The sequence below is a fragment of the Bradyrhizobium sp. CCBAU 53338 genome (assembly GCF_015291665.1).
Lineage (GTDB): Bacteria > Pseudomonadota > Alphaproteobacteria > Rhizobiales > Xanthobacteraceae > Bradyrhizobium.
The window spans coordinates 3,533,149-3,549,744 of the sequence record NZ_CP030048.1 but is presented as its reverse complement, the minus strand read 5'-3'; the positions used below and the strand labels follow the sequence as shown (position 1 = coordinate 3,549,744).

At 64.4% G+C, this 16,596-nt stretch carries 15 protein-coding genes and 1 tRNA gene; 5 read left to right on the top strand and 11 right to left on the bottom strand.

Annotation, left to right across the window (positions count from 1 at the left end):
- Positions 1 to 277 precede the first annotated feature (277 nt).
- Complete coding sequence (locus XH90_RS16575) at positions 278 to 2,713, top strand: transglycosylase SLT domain-containing protein (protein ID WP_194482714.1); 2,436 nt, start codon at positions 278 to 280, stop codon at positions 2,711 to 2,713.
- A gap of 553 nt (positions 2,714 to 3,266) precedes the next feature.
- Here XH90_RS16575 and XH90_RS16570 read toward each other — a convergent pair.
- The gene (locus tag XH90_RS16570) at positions 3,267 to 4,772 is read right to left on the bottom strand and encodes a porin (RefSeq protein WP_194482440.1); all 1,506 of its coding nucleotides are present in this window, start codon (positions 4,770 to 4,772) and stop codon (positions 3,267 to 3,269) included.
- Between the two features lie 905 nt (positions 4,773 to 5,677).
- Between XH90_RS16570 and XH90_RS16565 the strand changes: the two genes are divergently transcribed.
- A tRNA-Ser gene (locus XH90_RS16565) sits at positions 5,678 to 5,770 on the top strand.
- 130 nt (positions 5,771 to 5,900) lie between these two features.
- Here the strand turns inward: XH90_RS16565 and XH90_RS16560 are convergent.
- The 9 genes from XH90_RS16560 to XH90_RS16520 all read right to left on the bottom strand — a co-directional run bounded on the left by XH90_RS16560 (position 5,901) and on the right by XH90_RS16520 (position 13,939).
- Entirely contained in the window at positions 5,901 to 6,134 is a 234-nt protein-coding gene (locus XH90_RS16560; protein ID WP_194482439.1) for a hypothetical protein, read from the bottom strand.
- A 94-nt stretch (positions 6,135 to 6,228) separates the two neighbouring features.
- Positions 6,229 to 6,495, bottom strand: a complete 267-nt coding sequence (locus tag XH90_RS16555; protein ID WP_194482438.1) for a hypothetical protein — start codon at positions 6,493 to 6,495, stop codon at positions 6,229 to 6,231.
- Positions 6,496 to 8,029: 1,534 nt separating this feature from the next.
- Positions 8,030 to 9,508, bottom strand: coding sequence for an Asp-tRNA(Asn)/Glu-tRNA(Gln) amidotransferase subunit GatB (gatB, locus tag XH90_RS16550; RefSeq protein WP_194482437.1), 1,479 nt, complete (start codon positions 9,506 to 9,508; stop codon positions 8,030 to 8,032).
- Positions 9,505 to 9,807 carry a hypothetical protein gene (locus XH90_RS16545; protein ID WP_194482436.1) on the bottom strand — a complete coding sequence of 101 codons (303 nt, stop codon included), beginning with the start codon at positions 9,805 to 9,807 and terminating at the stop codon, positions 9,505 to 9,507. Before XH90_RS16545 ends, gatB begins: the two co-directional genes overlap by 4 nt.
- Positions 9,798 to 11,273, bottom strand: a complete 1,476-nt coding sequence (gene gatA / locus XH90_RS16540; RefSeq protein WP_194482435.1) for an Asp-tRNA(Asn)/Glu-tRNA(Gln) amidotransferase subunit GatA — start codon at positions 11,271 to 11,273, stop codon at positions 9,798 to 9,800. The genes XH90_RS16545 and gatA overlap by 10 nt, the downstream gene beginning before the upstream one ends.
- A complete protein-coding gene (locus XH90_RS16535; protein ID WP_194482434.1) occupies positions 11,270 to 11,482 on the bottom strand; it encodes a hypothetical protein in 213 nt (70 codons plus the stop codon). Before XH90_RS16535 ends, gatA begins: the two co-directional genes overlap by 4 nt.
- An 18-nt stretch (positions 11,483 to 11,500) precedes the next feature.
- Positions 11,501 to 11,788, bottom strand: coding sequence for an Asp-tRNA(Asn)/Glu-tRNA(Gln) amidotransferase subunit GatC (gene gatC / locus XH90_RS16530; protein ID WP_194482433.1), 288 nt, complete (start codon positions 11,786 to 11,788; stop codon positions 11,501 to 11,503).
- A gap of 76 nt (positions 11,789 to 11,864) precedes the next feature.
- Complete coding sequence (locus tag XH90_RS16525; protein WP_194482432.1) at positions 11,865 to 12,941, bottom strand: nitronate monooxygenase family protein; 1,077 nt, start codon at positions 12,939 to 12,941, stop codon at positions 11,865 to 11,867.
- Between the two features lie 17 nt (positions 12,942 to 12,958).
- Positions 12,959 to 13,939 carry a nitronate monooxygenase family protein gene (locus XH90_RS16520; protein ID WP_194482431.1) on the bottom strand — a complete coding sequence of 327 codons (981 nt, stop codon included), beginning with the start codon at positions 13,937 to 13,939 and terminating at the stop codon, positions 12,959 to 12,961.
- A 96-nt stretch (positions 13,940 to 14,035) separates the two neighbouring features.
- Between XH90_RS16520 and XH90_RS16515 the strand changes: the two genes are divergently transcribed.
- The gene (locus tag XH90_RS16515; RefSeq protein WP_194482430.1) at positions 14,036 to 14,926 is read left to right on the top strand and encodes a LysR family transcriptional regulator; all 891 of its coding nucleotides are present in this window, start codon (positions 14,036 to 14,038) and stop codon (positions 14,924 to 14,926) included.
- Here the strand turns inward: XH90_RS16515 and XH90_RS16510 are convergent.
- On the bottom strand, positions 14,913 to 15,128 hold the full coding sequence (locus tag XH90_RS16510; protein ID WP_194482429.1) for a hypothetical protein: 216 nt from the start codon (positions 15,126 to 15,128) through the stop codon (positions 14,913 to 14,915). The two genes, XH90_RS16515 and XH90_RS16510, sit on opposite strands and share 14 nt — an antisense overlap.
- Before the next feature lie 47 nt (positions 15,129 to 15,175).
- Here XH90_RS16510 and ruvX point away from each other — a divergent pair, with 47 nt between their 5' ends.
- Positions 15,176 to 15,667 (top strand): Holliday junction resolvase RuvX, encoded by a 492-nt coding sequence (ruvX, locus tag XH90_RS16505; RefSeq protein ID WP_194482428.1) that lies wholly within the window; start codon positions 15,176 to 15,178, stop codon positions 15,665 to 15,667.
- 3 nt (positions 15,668 to 15,670) lie between these two features.
- A complete protein-coding gene (locus XH90_RS16500; RefSeq protein ID WP_194482427.1) occupies positions 15,671 to 16,594 on the top strand; it encodes an AEC family transporter in 924 nt (307 codons plus the stop codon).
- Positions 16,595 to 16,596 lie beyond the last annotated feature (2 nt).

Genomic DNA, 16,596 nt, shown 5'->3' with positions numbered 1-16,596 from the left:
GCGAGATTTAGAGCAAGCCCCATTCTTATCGAGTCTAACCCGCCCGTAAAAGGCCTGCATCCGTGTGACGCACCGTTTAAGCCGCGATTTTGCCGCTGTGGTGGTGCAAACCCGGCGGCGGTAAGCGGCTGTTGGTATTTTGTCCGCATATTCAATCAAATACAGCCAGATCTTGTACAGATAGGTCTTGAGCCAATTGACTGATTCGGGGCGACGAAACGCCGTGACCTCCTTTGCTCGTGCCGCATGGCGATCAGCCGGTCTGGCGCTGTGCCTGATGGCCGGCCTGTCGGCCGGCTGCGTCGCTTTGGCCAAGTCCAAGGAGACGACAGAGGACGCCGCGAAGGAACCCGTAAAGCAAACAGCGAAGGGAACCGCGAAACCAGCCGCCAAGCAGCCAGCGAAAGACGCGGCGAAGGGATCTGCCAAGGGACTCGCCACCGGCGCCGCGAAGGAAACGTCCAAAGAAACGTCCAAGCACACAGCCAAGGGCGCAAGCAAAGAGGCCGCCAAGGGAGCGAGCAAGGGCGCAGCCTCGGCGCCAGCCAAGGATGCGGCGAAGAAACCTGCCAGCAAGAACGCTGCGAAGGACAAGCCGAAGCCTGCAGCTGCCTCCGCGTCAAAGTCGCGACCGGCCTCCAACGCGTCGGCTTCCCACGTCGCGCCGACGGCGACGGCTACCGTGAGACACACCGCCCCGGCACCTGTCTCGGCCAGACCTGTCGCAACGCCCGTGCTCGCGCCGGCAACGCGCCAGCACGCCGCGCCGCGCAAGCCGGTCATGCCGGCCGCCGTCGCGGCGACCTCGTCGACATCGCAAGCCGACAAGGACACGCTGGAGAACGTCATCGAGCTCGTGCGCAAGCGCAAACCAGGCGATGCCACCAGTTATGCGGATTCGATCTCGGATCCAGTCGCGCGAAAACTCGCGGAATGGATCATCCTGCGCAGCGAGGACAATGGCGCGAGCGTCGAGCGCTACCGCGCTTTCCTCACTGCAAATCCAAGCTGGCCGTCGCAGACCTTCCTGCGTCGGCGCCTCGAAGCTGCAATGTGGGACGACAGGCGCGACGATTCAGTTGCATGGTCGTGGTTCGAGAACGAATCCCCTGTTTCGGCCAAGGGCCGCTTCGCCCTCGCCAAGGCAATGCTGGCGCGCGGCGACCGCGCCAATGCCGAGCGGCTGGTGCGCGAAGCCTGGCGCAGCGATCCGATGTCGGAGGATACCGAGAACAACGCGCTCGACCAGTTCGGTGCGCTACTCACACCGGGCGACCAGAAGGCGCGGATGGACGCGCTGCTCTATGGCAGCGAGCATGAGGCGGCCCTGCGCGCGGCAAAACGGCTTGGCGCCGGCTATGTCGCGCTCGCCAGGGCCCGTATCGCCTCCTTCAGGAAAGCGCCCAACACGCGCGCGCTGCTCGAAGAGGTGCCGCGCGAGCTGCACGGCGATCCCGGCTTCATCTTTAGCAAGATTCAGCTTCTGCGCCGCGAAGAGAAGTTTCCCGAAGCGGCTCAGCTGATGCTGTCGGCGCCGAAGGACCCCAACCGGCTCTACAATGTCGACGAATGGTGGATCGAGCGACGCCTGCTGGCACGCAAGATGATCGACAGCGAAGACTTCCGCAGCGCCTATCTGATCGCGCGCGACGCCGCCCTGCCCTCGCGCGACATCTACAAGACCGAACAGGAGTTCACCGCGGGCTGGATCGCGCTGCGCTTCCTCAACGATCCCGCGGCAGCCGCCCAGCATTTTGCCCGCATCGGCGTCGGCAGCGTCAATCCAACCACACTCGCGCGTGCCGGGTACTGGCAGGGCCGCGCCGCCGAGGCCGCCGGCCGGCAGCAGGAGGCGCGCAACGCCTATGCCCGTGCTGCCGAGCAGTCGACCAGCTATTACGGCCAGCTCGCTCGCGCAAAGCTCGGCCTGCCGCAAATCGAGCTGAACAGCCAGCCGCGCGGCCGCGGCGCCGAACGGCTGGAGATCGTGCGCGCGGCGCAATTGCTCTACGAGCTCGACGAGCGCGATCTGGCGGTGCCGATGCTTGCCGACATGGGCGAGAACGGCGATCCCGAGGCGCTGACCGGCCTCGGCGAGCTGACCCAGCGCTACGGCGACGCGCGCGGCATGCTGCTGGTCGGCAAGGCGGCGCTCAATCGCGGCCTGCCGTTCGATTTCTACGCCTACCCAGTCAACGGCATTCCGCACTTCACCCAGATCGGCCCCGAGGTCGAGCGCAGCGTCGTCTACGCGATCGCGCGGCAGGAAAGCGCGTTCAATCCGGCCGTGGTCTCGCCGGCGCAGGCCTATGGCCTGATGCAGGTAACCCCCGATGCCGCGCGCTATGTCTGCAAGCGGCACGGTGCGACCTATGACCTGTCGCGGCTGAAGAACGATCCGTCCTACAACGCCACGCTCGGCGCGGCCGAACTCGGCGGCCTGCTCGAGGATTATCGCGGCTCCTACATCATGACCTTCGCGGCCTACAATGCCGGCCGCGGCAGCGTGAGGAAATGGATCGACCGCTACGGCGACCCACGTGACGCAAAGGTCGACGCGGTCGACTGGGTCGAGCTGATTCCCTTCTCCGAAACTCGCAACTACGTGCAGCGGATCATGGAGAATCTTCAGGTCTACCGCGCCCGCTTCGGCGGTGGCACGCGCTTGCAGATCGAGGCCGACCTGCATCGCGGCGTCGGCAGCGTCGAATAGAGCCGCTCCCTTTCGGACGGAAGACACTCACCCCGATTTCCGGCGAGGCCGGGGTGCGCGAGGCTGCTTCATGCCGGCTCGCTTGCGCTTGCGCTCGCTCCCGGGCCAAGCATCTGCTGCCTCCGGACAACAAACAGGAAGCGAAGCTGCATTGCACCTTCGTTGCTGCTGCCCGGTCGATTGCACGTGCGCGCCGCGCCCCGTCACCCCGCGGTCGAAGCTGACGGCAAGCTTCTCGGTCGAATGGCGCCTGCCGGGTTGCGTGGCCTGGACGAGCCGGACCGAACCGCCTGGATGGGTCGAAGCGGGAGCGATATTGAAAGCCTCGACAATCTGCCGAGCCTTGGCCCGAAGCCAGGACGGCGGGGCACAGGAATCGAAGAGGCCGCCCCGCAAGGCGGCCTCTTTCGTTTCAAAAGACGAGGTCGACTTCGTCCGCCCGGCCCTCGTCGATGGTCATCCTGATTGGTGTGACACGGGACGATCGCCGTACCGCCCAAAAGCAAGAGCCCCCGGCGGTTTCCCGCCGGGGGCTCGAGTGGAGTGGTCGAACTTAGAAGGTGCGGTTGGCGCGGAGCAGCAGGGTCAGCGAGTTCTGATCCTTCAGCTCATACGTCGCAACCGGCTTCGCAGCAGCAGCGACCGCAGTGTTCGCACCCGAGATGACGCCCGAGTACTTCTGGTCGAGATGCGACCAGCTCAGGTCAGCCGTGAACGCCAGGTTCTTGACCGGGGTCCAGACGGTGTTGACGCCGATAACGCCGAAGTTGAAGTCCGGGTTACAGGTCGCACCGGCAGTCGTGACAGCCAGAGCAAAGGCAGCGCAGATCGTCGCCTTGGCAGTGGTGCTGTAGCTCACGCCACCGTAACCGCCGTAGATGGCGCTCGCCCAGTTCGGGTTCCAGTTGTGGGTGTAACCACCGCGGAAGCCCCAGCTCTTGGTGGTCTCGATGCCACCGCCAGCAGAGCTGAACACGCCGTCAGAGATACCAGCGAAACCGATGCTCTGATAAGCGCCAGCCACGCCCGTGCCGCTGTACATGAAGAAGGTCTGCGGGAACAGAACCTGGAAGTTCTCGCGGGTGTCGCCATCGGTGTAGACGGCGTTCATGTTGATCGTGTCGCCCGCACCGGTCGGGATGTTCTTGATCGACAAGGCGCCCATCACAGCCCAACCCCACTTGTCGGAAGGATGACCGGTGGGCTCAGTCGTGCCGTAGTAGCCAGCATGCAGTTCATGCGCGGCGACCGAAATCTGGCCCAGACCCCAGGCCTGGTCGACACGGAGAGCACCGACGATGTCGGGCGAACGCGTTCCACCCCAACCGTTGTTGCCGTAGGAGCCCGTGATGAACGCAGCGTTAGCAGTGGTGGCCGAAACGTTCCAGAGGTTACCCAGACCGTTGGACTGCGTATCGGGCATTTCCAAGGCGACCGAACCGGTGATGCCCTGGCCGAAGTCAGCAGTATAAGCGGCCTGATTGATACCGGTCACGTGGTTGGAACCGCCCGGAACGGTATCGGGACCGCCAGCATTGTAGCTCTGCCACGGAGCGTCGAAGATCGAGACCGTGCGGCCGAAGGTGAAGCCAGCGAACTGGATGAACGCATGGTAGAGGCCGAGCGAAACGCCGCCAGCGGTAAACGTCGACGGAGCGCTGCCGGACCACTGACCCGTATCATACGAGAAGATCATGTCAGCGTAGGTACGGACAACACCGTATTCGGTCGCGGTACGCGTATCGACGTTGAGGTCCATACGAGCGCGGGTGTAGTAGTAGTTCGTCAGACGGTTGTTCGAACCACCGTTGAGCGTCGGGCCGTTAGCGTTGAAGTTATAGTCTCCGGCGCCGCCGAGAACCATGTCAGCGCGGACGTAACCACCCAGCTTGATGCAGGTGTCGGTGCCCGGCATGTAGTAGAAACCCGCACCGTACAGCGAGCAGATCTTCACGTATTCGACCGCCTTGGCCTTCACGGGGAGATCGGCTGCTTGAGCTCCGCCCACGGCGATCAGACCCGCCGCTGAGCCGAGCAAAAGGCTCTTAACCAACTTCATGTTAAACCTCCAAGTTGCTCTTCAGGGAAGGTCACTGACCCGGACGGCCAATTCCCCAACCCCCTCTAAATCACCGCTTTGGTCACCTTCGCGTCTTCGGACACACCCGCATGAACGCGAGGGACTTAAGCGAAAGACCTAAACGGGACGACCTTGGGATGCCCCCCTCCGTCGCCCGATCACAATTACCGAACGTCCTTGCACACACAACAACAGAACGCTCCGAAACGGGTCCACGAAGCGTGTTTCCCTGAAAGTGTTGCACAAATAACACGCAGATGTGATCAAACTGCGCCGGTAACACATTGTTTTCATTACCGCTTTCTGAACGGTTCCATTTGCCGTCGAAATTCCCGGTCCAGCCGTACGCGCGCCGGCTTACGCACAGAGCCGGCTCCGACGCGCTCGAATCGTGGAATCGATGCGCGCGACTCGGGGGATGCGTAACGCGCCGTAACTTGCGGTGATCTCAAGGGGGGCGCTACGCAAAGCGACCAACGCGACCACCGCAGCGCCGCCCCTTTGCGCGGGTTGAAGTCGCTCGGGGGATCGGGACATCAGGGCCGGCGGCCACGGACGACGTCGCCCGGCGGACGGCCCTTCATAAGCCTCGGATGCAGCAGCCAGCCGGTGTGACGCCTTGCAGGCGCCGTGCCTCCGCATCAACTTTCTAGTGAATTCAATCGCTTAACGCGAGATGGATGACGTTTTGCGCGGCCCCTTCGACGTCGCCTCTTTCGATCGCGCTGGATCCTGGTCAGCCCTTTCGACTCAATGTTTCGCAACCGGACAGCAAACCGTCTCTATCGGCGCGCAGTGATGCGGAATTCGTTGGGAATATTTGAACGAAAACACACGCTTCCAAATTGACCGGCCCAAGCAATTAGATGCATAAGGCTCGCACCGGAGAGGTGGCCGAGTGGCTGAAGGCAACGCTTTGCTAAAGCGTCATACGGTCTCAAGCTGTATCGAGGGTTCGAATCCCTCTCTCTCCGCCACCCAGCCGCAGATTCCAGCTCTGTCGCGTGTCTTCCTATGAAAGCCGTCGGGGCAAAGGCCAAGCGCAAGGTTCCGCGCGGCCGATCTCAACCCGATTCGCGCTCACCTTATATATAAGTGTGCGCACACCTAGATGCGCGATCGCCAGACCCGCCAGTGCGAAGGCGATATCAGCACGGCCTCGTTCGCCCAGACATTGAACCACACGCCGCCCTTGCGGCGGCATGGAAAGGTCAGCGGCAGAATGCCTGACTTGTGCGGCCGTCCGAGTTCCAGATCGCAATCGTCGGGCGCGATCTGAATCGGCAGCCATTCGCGCGGTCTTGGACTCGGTCCCGGGTCGCTGTTGTCGGAATCGCTCATGCCGCGCAGGTCTAGATGGCGATACGCCCTGCGAACTTGATTCAGCGCAATTCCTGCGCCCCGTAGAACCACCGGGCCGGATGAGCCGCTCAGTTCAGTGCGCGGACACCCACGCCCTCGCCTCACGCTGCGCGGCCGAGATCTCGGTCTCCGACATCTGGCCTGCCACTTCCTGGCGCAGCGCGACGGCGTCCTTGCGGCCCTTCAGGGCTGCGAGGTTGAACCATTTGTGCGCGGCGACGAGATCGACGAGGCCGGAGCGGCCGCTCGCCCAATAGATCCCGCGCTCGAACAGAACGTCCGACAGCGCGCTTGCATCGATCGGCGTTGCCGTCTCGAAATCGAAAGTACCCTGAAACATAACGCATCCCCTTTTTTTCTTAGGCCGCCTCGTTCCCCCGAGCGCGGCTCCCGTCCAACTCTGATGTGCGTGACCCTTCCGGATCGCGCTGTTCAACTCATCCCCAGGGCTTCTTGCCCGTTGCCGTTTACCGGCTTGTTGGAGGCGATGATGGCGGGCAAATTTGAATGGCAGTTTAAGTATCGCGATGAAGCAGACGTAAACGCGAGGCCGCGCCGCAACCGCGGACGATTGAAGAAGTCCCTGATTTGCAGGCACTTCCACGATTCGTCAGATTCGGTTTACCCTGCGGCTTCAGGACATCGATAACCATCGCGCACGGTGGCGGACCGCGTCCGCCCACATTCCCCGCGCAGGCGGGGAATCCAGTACGCCGCGGCTCATCGATTCACCCACTGACATCTCGGCGTACGGGATCGCCCGGTCGGAGCCGGGCGATGACACCGCGCATGGAGGAGCGTCGCGCAAACAACGCGCAACCGGGCCTCAGCCCTCGCCTGCCTCAGGGCAGAACGGCTGAAGCACCGCGGCCGAGATCATGCGGCTGCGTCGCGATCAGATCAACAATGTGGGGAAAAGGGATTGCCGGCAATACCCCGGCCTCAGGGAACGAGGGCGTCGGCGAACACGTCAGGACCAGATTCCAAATGAGCCCGAAGGCCGCTTGTGGAATTGCGGAGCCCTTTTTGAAGGAGACCCGCACCGAACGAAGAAAACTTGTTTCTTCTGCCGGACCGGACTTTGACGAGCAAGCTCGCGAAGCTGACGATCCGACCGTTGACCTGATGTCTCGCCGACACCCTCTATCGTCGACCAGAACCCCGAAAGGCGCTGATGACGTGCCGGCTACGAAGAGCCGGCAACTTCAGAAGCGAAGTTACTTCTTCTTCTTCGCGACCTTGCGGGTCTTCTTCGCAGTCTTCTTCACTGCGCTCTTCGCCTTCTTCGCCTTCTTCGCTTTCTTGGCCATGTTGCCCTCCGATGTGTGAGATGGCTTTAATCGCTGCGCGCATTCGGGGATCGAATGCACTCACCCCGAATACACCAACACGACGAAAAAAACATCTTCTCACTTAAGGAAGTGTTGACGACGTGGCGAGCGTGCGACAGCCGCGCTTGATTTGCCCGTCGGCAGCGACATGCGTCTGCGATTGCAGATGCATCTCGCAACATCGACGTCGTCGAGCGCAACGATTGCAGGAAAACACTATGCAGCAAGGATGATTCTGCGCACGCGCACCACATGCGATCAGCGCGACGACGGACACCGCGAAGCGCGCGATGGCGTCGCGAGACGGAGTCGCGGACTCTGAGTCGGAAGTTTTGGCAACGAAATTATTTTCATGCTTAACGGCGGAAGCGCTCGCCAGAGCGCGAGCAAGTCGCCGTTTCGAGCGAATCGCGCGACCTGCGATTCGGTGGCGCTGCGCGCCCTTGAGCGATGATGATTGCCGTCGATGACGCGTGCGAGCGCCGCATCGCGACGCGAAGCGAGGTGACGAAGCGCGTCGCCACATCGTCCGAACGCGCGAGATCAGACGCCGAGCTTGGACTTGAGCAGTTCGTTGACCGCTTGCGGGTTCGCCTTGCCGCCTGAAGACTTCATCACCTGGCCGACGAACCAGCCGAGCGACTGCGGCTTGTCCTTCACCTGCGCGGCCTTGTCGGGATTGGCCGCGATGATGTCGTCGACAACCTTTTCGATCGCCGAAAGATCCGTGACCTGCTTCATGCCGCGGCTTTCGACCAGCGCACGCGGGTCGCCGCCCTCCTGCCAGACGATCTCGAACAGATCCTTGGCGATCTTGCCTGATATCGTCCCCTCGCCGATCAGGTCGATGATCCCTGAGAGCTGCTCGGACGTGACGGGAGAGCCCGTAATATCCCGGCCTTCCTTGTTGAGGCGGCCGAACAGCTCGTTGATCACCCAGTTCGCCGCCATCTTGCCGTCGCGGGCGCGGTCGGCGAGCTTGTCGAGCACCGTCTCATAGAACACCGCGCTCTCGCGCTCGGCGACGAGAACGCTCGCGTCGTAAGCCGACAGGCCGAAGTCTGCGACAAAGCGCGCCTTCTTCTGGTCCGGCAGTTCCGGCAGCTTCGCCTTCAGCTCGTCGACGAAGCTTTGCGAGAACTCGAGCGGCAGCAGATCCGGATCGGGGAAGTAGCGGTAGTCGTGCGCCTCTTCCTTCGAGCGCATCGAGCGCGTCTCGCCCTTGTTGGGGTCGTAGAGCCGCGTCTCCTGGTCGATCGCACCACCATCCTCGAGAATTTCGATCTGGCGGCGCGCCTCGAACTCGATCGCCTGGCCGATGAAGTTAATCGAGTTCATGTTCTTGATCTCGCAGCGGGTGCCGAGCGGTGCGCCGGGCTTGCGAACGGAGACGTTGACGTCGGCGCGCAAGCTCCCCTTCTCCATGTCGCCGTCGCAGGTGCCGAGATAGCGCAGGATCGAGCGGAGCTTGGTCACGTAGGCCTTGGCCTGCTCGGCATCGCGGATGTCGGGCTTGGAGACGATCTCCATCAGCGCGACGCCGGAGCGGTTGAGATCCACATTGGTCATCGTCGGCGACCGGTCGTGCAGCAACTTGCCGGCGTCCTGCTCGAGATGCAGCCGCTCGATGCCGACCGAAACGCTGCGGCCGCCGTCGAGTTCGACCAGAACTTCGCCCTCGCCCACCACGGGCGACTTGTACTGGCTGATCTGGTAGCCCTGCGGCAGGTCCGGATAGAAATAGTTCTTCCGGTCGAACACCGAACGCAGATTGATCTTTGCGTTGAGCCCGAGCCCGGTCCGGACAGCCTGCCTGACACATTCCTCGTTGATCACGGGCAGCATGCCCGGCATCGCGGCATCGACGAGCGACACATGGGTGTTCGGCTCACCGCCGAATGCGGTCGACGCCCCCGAGAACAGCTTTGAGTTCGACGTCACCTGGGCATGGATCTCCATGCCGATGACCATCTCCCAATCGCCGGTGGCTCCCTTGAGAAGCTTGTGCGTGGCCGTGCTCATGTTGTGCTCCCGAGCAGCGTGACAGCGATCAGCTCCCACTCCGCTTCCAATGAATCCTTTGCCGCAGGCTTACCGGCCTGCCGGTACCAGTAGCCGGCATTGCCGAGATCACCTTCGACGCGGTGCAGATAGGCGTGCACCCAGGCAGCGTCGCGGCTGGTGTCGTCCTGAACTATCCTGTGCGCCTCGTCCCAGTCGCCCTTCGCCGCCCACCAGAGACCGGCGAGCGGCGCGGTCAGGCCAGGCGCGGGCGCCGCGCCGTCGAGGCTTGCGATGAAGTCGGCGGCATTCACCACCACCTCGCGGGTGTGAAGCGGCCTGCCGCCTGCTCGATCACCTCGCCGAGCGAGAACAGCGTCTCCTCCTCGAACGGACGGCCGATCAGTTGCAGGCCGAGCGGCAGGCCCTGGCTATCCTTGCCGGCGGGCACGGCGATGCCCGGCAGGCCCGCCATGTTCACCGTCACCGTGAAGATGTCGTTGAGGTACATCTCGACGGGATCGGCACCGCCCTTCTCGCCGATGCCGAAGGCTGCCGACGGCGTCGCCGGGGTCAGGATCGCGTTGATGCCCTTGGCGAAGCAATCCTCAAAGTCCCTCTTGATCAGCGTGCGCACCTTCTGGGCGCGCAGATAATAGGCGTCGTAATAGCCGGCCGAGAGCACATAGGTGCCGATCATGACGCGGCGGCGCACCTCGGCGCCAAATCCTTCGGCGCGGGTATTCTCGTAGAGCTCGATGATGTTCTTGGCCTGCTCGCGGAGGCCGTAGCGGACGCCGTCGTAGCGCGCGAGGTTCGACGAGGCCTCCGCCGGCGCCACGATGTAATAGGCCGGCAGCGCGTACTTGGTGTGGGGCAGCGACACCTCGACCAGTTCTGCGCCGGCCGCCTTCAGCCAGGCTGCGCCCTCGCTCCAGAGCTTCTCGATCTCGGCCGGCATGCCGTCGAGACGATACTCCCTGGGGATTCCGATCTTCATGCCCTTCACGGACTTGCCGATCGCAGCCTCGTAGTCAGGCACGGCAATGTCGACCGACGTCGTATCCTTCGGATCGTGGCCGGCCATCGAGCGCAGCAGCATGGCTGCATCGCGCGTGCTGCGCGCGATCGGACCAGCCTGGTCGAGCGAGGACGCGAAGGCGACGATGCCCCACCGCGAGCAGCGGCCATAGGTCGGCTTGATGCCGACGGTGGCGGTGAACGCGGCCGGCTGGCGGATCGAGCCGCCGGTGTCGGTCGCGGTCGCGCCCATGCACAGCAGCGCGGCGACGGCCGAGGCCGAGCCGCCGGACGAGCCGCCCGGCACCAGAGTCGTGTTGCTCCCCTCACGCCGCCAGGGATTGCCGACGGGACCGAAGCACGAGGTCTCGTTCGCCGAGCCCATCGCGAACTCGTCATTGTTGAGCTTGCCGAGCATCACGGCACCATCGCGCCAGAGCTGCGAGGTGACGGTGGACTCGTAGGTCGGCACGAAATTGCCGAGGATCTTCGAGCACGCCGTGGTGCGCACGCCCCTGGTCGCGAACAGGTCCTTGATGCCGAGCGGGATGCCGGCGAGCGGGCCGGCGTCCCCCTTGGCGATCCTGGCGTCCGCCTCGCGCGCCATGCTGCGCGCCTGGTCGGGCGTCTCCATCACGAAGGCATTGAGCACGCGCGCCTTCTCGATCGCGGAAAGATGCGCGTCGGTCAGCTCGAGCGACGTGAAAGTCTTGTCGGCGAGACCCTTGCGGGCCTCGGCGAGCGTCAGCGATGTCAAATCGGTCATTTATTGATCGGGCTGCAGAAGAACGGAGACAGGGTCTTGTCGTTGGCCGGGTCGTCTTTTTTGGCGGCCGCGTTCGCGGCGGCTTGCATTTCGTCGAGCACGGCGTTGACGGCGACATTGGGATCGGCAGCCTTGCCCTGCCGCTCCATCTTGTCGAGGTAGTTCATGTAGGCCTGATAGGCCTTCTCATCGTCGCAAAGCAGGCACATCGCACGGCGTCCTAACAGTTACTCGACGACTTTGGGCACGAGAAAGAAGTGACCTTCGGTCGCAGGCGCGTTGGCAACGATATCGTCGGCGATCTCGCCGTCGTTGACCACGTCTTGCCGCTTCTTCATCTGCATCGGGGTGACCGAGGTCATCGGCTCCACGCCCTCGACATCGACCTCCGAGAGCTGCTCGACAAAGGCGAGCATGGCGTTAAGCTCGCCTTGCAGATGCGGAACCTCGTCCTCGGAAACCGCAATGCGCGCCAGATGCGCGATGCGGCGGACGGTAGCGGCGTCGACGGACATTATATAAGGCCTCTCACGGCAAAACTCATGTGCCGTATAGCAGAGGCCGGTTTTGCGCCGCAACCGGCGGCGGACGCTACCCGGCCATCTGGCGGAGGCGCGCCAGCGCCGATTTGGCGAAATCCCGGGTCAATTCGGCCGCAGGGACCTCGCGGCCCAGCGCCACGGCCTGCCCAGCCCACAGGTTGGTGAAGTCCACCTTGCCCTGCTTTTCGGCCGCCGCCTTGAGCGGCCCCAGCGCGGTAGCCGCATGAGGAAACGGCGGCGCATCCGGCGAGATCGGGCCGGCCTCGCGCATCAGGCGGTTCTGCACGCCGCGCGCCGGGCGGCCGGTCATGACGTTGGTGATGACGGTGGAATCGTCCCGCGCCTCGGCCAGCGCCTTGCGGCCGCCTGCGCTGACCTTGGACTCGGGACAGCGCAGATAGGCGCTGCCGACCTGCACGCCGGAGGCACCGAGCGCGAAGGCCGCGGCGATGCCGCGCCCGTCCGCGATGCCGCCCGCCGCGATGACGGGCACCTTCACGGCATCGGCAACCTGCGGCACCAGCGCAAAGGTGCCGGGCTGCTCCGCAATCTTGTCGGTCAGGAACATGCCGCGATGGCCGCCCGCTTCGGCGCCCTGGGCAATCACGGCATCAACGCCGCGCTGTTCGAGCCAGACCGCCTCCTTCACCGTCGTAGCAGACGAGATGACGAGACAGCCCGCCGCCTTGACGCGCTTGAGCAGCGCTTGCTCCGGCAGGCCGAAATGGAAGCTGACGATCTCCGGCTTCAGCTCCTCGACGACCTCGCAGAAGGCGACATCGAACGGTGCCCGGTTGGCCGCATTGATCGGCGCCGCCGGATCGAGTCCATGCTCGGTGTAGTAGCCCGCGAGCCGCCTCTTCCAGTGCGCTTCGGCCTCCGGCGTGAGATCGACCGGCGTGTGGCAGAAGAAATTCATGTTCACCGGCGCCTTGACGCGCTGGCGAATGATGTTGACCTGCTCGCGCGCCTTCTCCGGTGACAGCATCGCGCTCGGCAGCGAGCCGAGCCCGCCGCCTTCAGCCACCGCGATCACCAGCTCGGCATCCATCACACCAGCCATCGGCGCCAGCACGATCGGGAATTCGGTCTTGAAAAGATCGATCAGTCGACGGTCGGGCCACATGGTGGGTCTCTCCTGGTTCAGGCGAGCGAGGCGATGGAGTTGCGTCGGCCGGCCAGCAACTGTTCGGCCTCGGACGCAATCCGTTCGACGATCTCGGCCGCCGGTGGAATATCATGGATCAGGCCGACCGCTTCTCCCGCAATGACCGCGGCAATATCAAAATCGCCCGAGACTTTCGCGGCCGCATACTCCGCCGCGACTGCGGCGACATTCTGCATCAGCTCGACCTCGCGCCCGATCCAGCGACGGGCGTGGTCGTTGACCAGACACCGTCCCGTGAACGGAGCCGGCCACACATTATTGCGCGAGAGATCGAAGACGATGCCGCGGACCGTGGAGCCGCTGTTCGCCGCGCAGATGCGCCGCTTGGCCTCATCAGCACCATCGGCCTCCAGGCTGGCATAGAAGCGCGTGCCGAGTAGCACGCCGCTCGCGCCCAGCATCATCATGGCGGCGAATCCGCGCCCGTCGGCGATGCCGCCGGCCGCCACCACAGGCACACGGCCGACGGCCAGATCGACAATGGCAGGTACGAGATCGATGGTGGTGCGCGAGGCGCCGTGGCCGCCCGCCTCTGTCCCCTGCGCGACCAGAATGTCGGCGCCGGCATCGAGCGCCTGCCGCGCCATCGCCTCGTCCTGCACCTGGCAGATCAACCGCGCGCCGGCTGATTTGATTTTCGCGGCGAACTGCGCGGGATCGCCGAACGAGAGCATGATCGCGGACGGCTTTGCTGCGAGCGCGACATCGAGAAGTTCGGGTCGTTTGGCGAGGCTCCAGGTGATGAAGCCGATCCCGAACGGCGCATCTAATGCCGCGAGCTTCGCCGTCTCCTGCACCAGCCACGCCTTCTCGCCATAGCCGCCGCCCAGAATGCCAAATCCGCCGGCACGGCTCACGGCCGTCACCAGGCGACCGCCGGCGACGATATCCATCGGCGCCAGCAGGATCGGATGCCTGATCCCGAGAAGCTCCGTCAACGGCGTCGTGATTGGCATGGGATCTCCCGCTCTGGACACGGAGATTAGGTGCAACTAGCATTCTCGAAAAATGAATTCTTGCGAACGCTGCCATCACAAAAGCGAAACGACACCATGGAACTGAGTGACATCCAGACCTTCGCCGCGGTCGCCCGCACCGGCGGCATCACCCGCGCCGCCGAAGAGCTCAACACGGTGCAATCCAACGTCACCCAGCGCATCAAGTCTCTGGAGGCCGAGATCGGCACGCCGCTGTTCGAGCGCCACAGCCGCGGCATGGCGCTGACCGGCGCCGGCAAGCGCCTCCTCCCCTACGCGCAACGGATGGCCGCGCTATCGCGCGAAGCCGTCCTCGCGGCGCGCGATGATGGCGAGCCGAAGGGACCGCTTGCGATCGGCTCGATGGAGACGACGGCCGCGGTGCGGCTGCCGCCGTTGCTCGCCGATTTCCACCGCCGTTTCCCGGCCGTGCGCCTCAGCCTCCGCACGTCGCCGACCGCCGATCTCGTCGCCGCCGTGCTCGAAGGCACGCTCGACGGCGCCTTCGTCGCCGGCCCCATCACGCATGCCGACCTCGCCACGACAAGCGTGTTCCGCGAAGAGCTGGTGCTGGTCAGCGCGCGGCGCTGGTCCTCGCTGGCCGAGTTGCGCGCCGGCACGCCCGAGTCAGGCCCGACCGCGCTGGTGTTCCGCACCGGCTGCACCTACCGCCAGCGCCTCGAGCAGATCTTTGTCGAGTTCGGCTGGCCGTCCGCAATGCGCTTCGAGCTCGGCACACTCGACGGCATGATCGGCTGCGTCGCCGCCGACATGGGCGTGACGCTGCTGCCCCGCGCCGTCGTCGAACGCAGCACGATGAACTCCAGCGTGACGATGCATGCATTGAGCCCGTCCCATGCGCGCGTCGAGACGCTGTTCATCCAGCGCCGCGCCGGCCATCAAACCAGCGCGCTTCAAGGCTTCCGCTCCTGTCTGACAGGGGACGACGAGATCATCGCGGCCTGAGCCACCACCGCCGCAGCGCAACCAGGGCCCAGATCGCCTCGACCAGGCCGAACGGCCAGGCGCCTTGCAGGAAGCCATAGGCCGAGCCGAGTGCGCAGGAGGCGGCGAACAGCAGCACGAACCAATGGCTGCGGTCCTCCATCGCGTAAGTGACCAGCATCGCGGTGACGGCAAACAAGCCGAATAGTGTCAGTGCATCCATCGTTCAGGGTTCACTCCGCGGCGCGACGCATGTTATGCGCTAATTCCATGCCGGCTCTTATCCTGCCCCTCGTTGATGCTGCAACCCATTGGCCCGAACGTGGCGGGCTGATCGGCCTTGATTTGGGCACCAAGACCATCGGCGTTGCCGTGTCCAATCCGGACCGGCGGCTGGCGACCGGTGTCGAGACCATCCAGCGCAAGCAGTTCAAGCAGGACGCGGCGCGACTGCTCGCCATCGCCACCGAGCGAAAGGTCGTCGGCTTCGTGCTTGGCCTGCCCATCAACATGGACGGCAGCGAGGGCCCGCGGGCGCAGTCGACCCGGGCTTTTGCCCGCAATCTGGCCAACCTGACAACGCTCCCGATCGGCCTCTGGGACGAGCGCCTGTCGACCGCAGCGGTCGAGCGCGAGCTTATCGGCATGGATGTCAGCCGCGCCAAGCGCGCCGAGGTGATCGACGAGCACGCCGCGATCTTCATCCTGCAGGGCGCGCTCGACCGCCTCGCCAATCTTCGCTCGACGTCGGAGAATGGCTGATCCATGGCCGTCGTGATCGCGGCGCTGCTGCCGGTCTTCATCCTCATCGTGCTCGGCGTCGTGCTCCGGCACAGCCTGATGCGGCTCGACACGCAATGGCACGGGTTGGAGCGGCTGACCTATTTCGTACTGTTCACGATGCTCTTGATCCAGACGCTGGTGAAGGCCGATCTGTCAAAAGTGCCGGTCGCCGGCGTCGGCGGCGCGCTGCTGCTGTCGGCGCTGGCGATGTCTCTGCTCTGCCTGGCGCTGCGCCCGGTGCTGGCGCGGCTCGACATCGACGGCCCCGCCTTCACGTCGATCTTCCAGGGCGCGACGCGCTGGCAGACCTACGTGGCCCTCTCCGTGTCGGCCAATTTGTATGGCGATGTCGGGCTGGCGCTGGCCTCGGTGGCAATGGTCGCGATCATCCCGCTGGTCAACGTGTTCAGCGTGGCCGTGCTCGCACATTACGCGTCGCCAGAGAAGCAGTCCGCGCGTGCCATCGCCATGACGGTGATCCGCAATCCCCTGATCTGGGCCTGCGTCATCGGCCTCTTCATCAACGTCGTCCATTTGCCGTTGCCAAAGATCTGGCACGAGGTTGCCGACGCGCTCGGCCGTTCCTCGCTCGCGATTGGCCTGCTCGTCACCGGCGCCGGCCTGCAGCTCAAGGGCCTGTTCCGTCCAAGCCTTGGCGTGACCATCGGTGTCGCATTCAAGCTGGCGCTGATGCCGGTGCTCGCGCTGGCGCTCGCCGTCTGGTTCGGGCTGACGGGCACCAACCTTGCGATCGTCGCGATCTGCGCGGCGGTGCCGACCTCACCCAGCGCCTATGTGCTGGCCCGCCAGATGGGCGGCGACGCGCCGCTGCTGGCGCAGATCATCACACTGCAGACGATCTTGGCGGTGATCACCATGCCGATTGCGATCGCGCTGGTGGCGTGAGC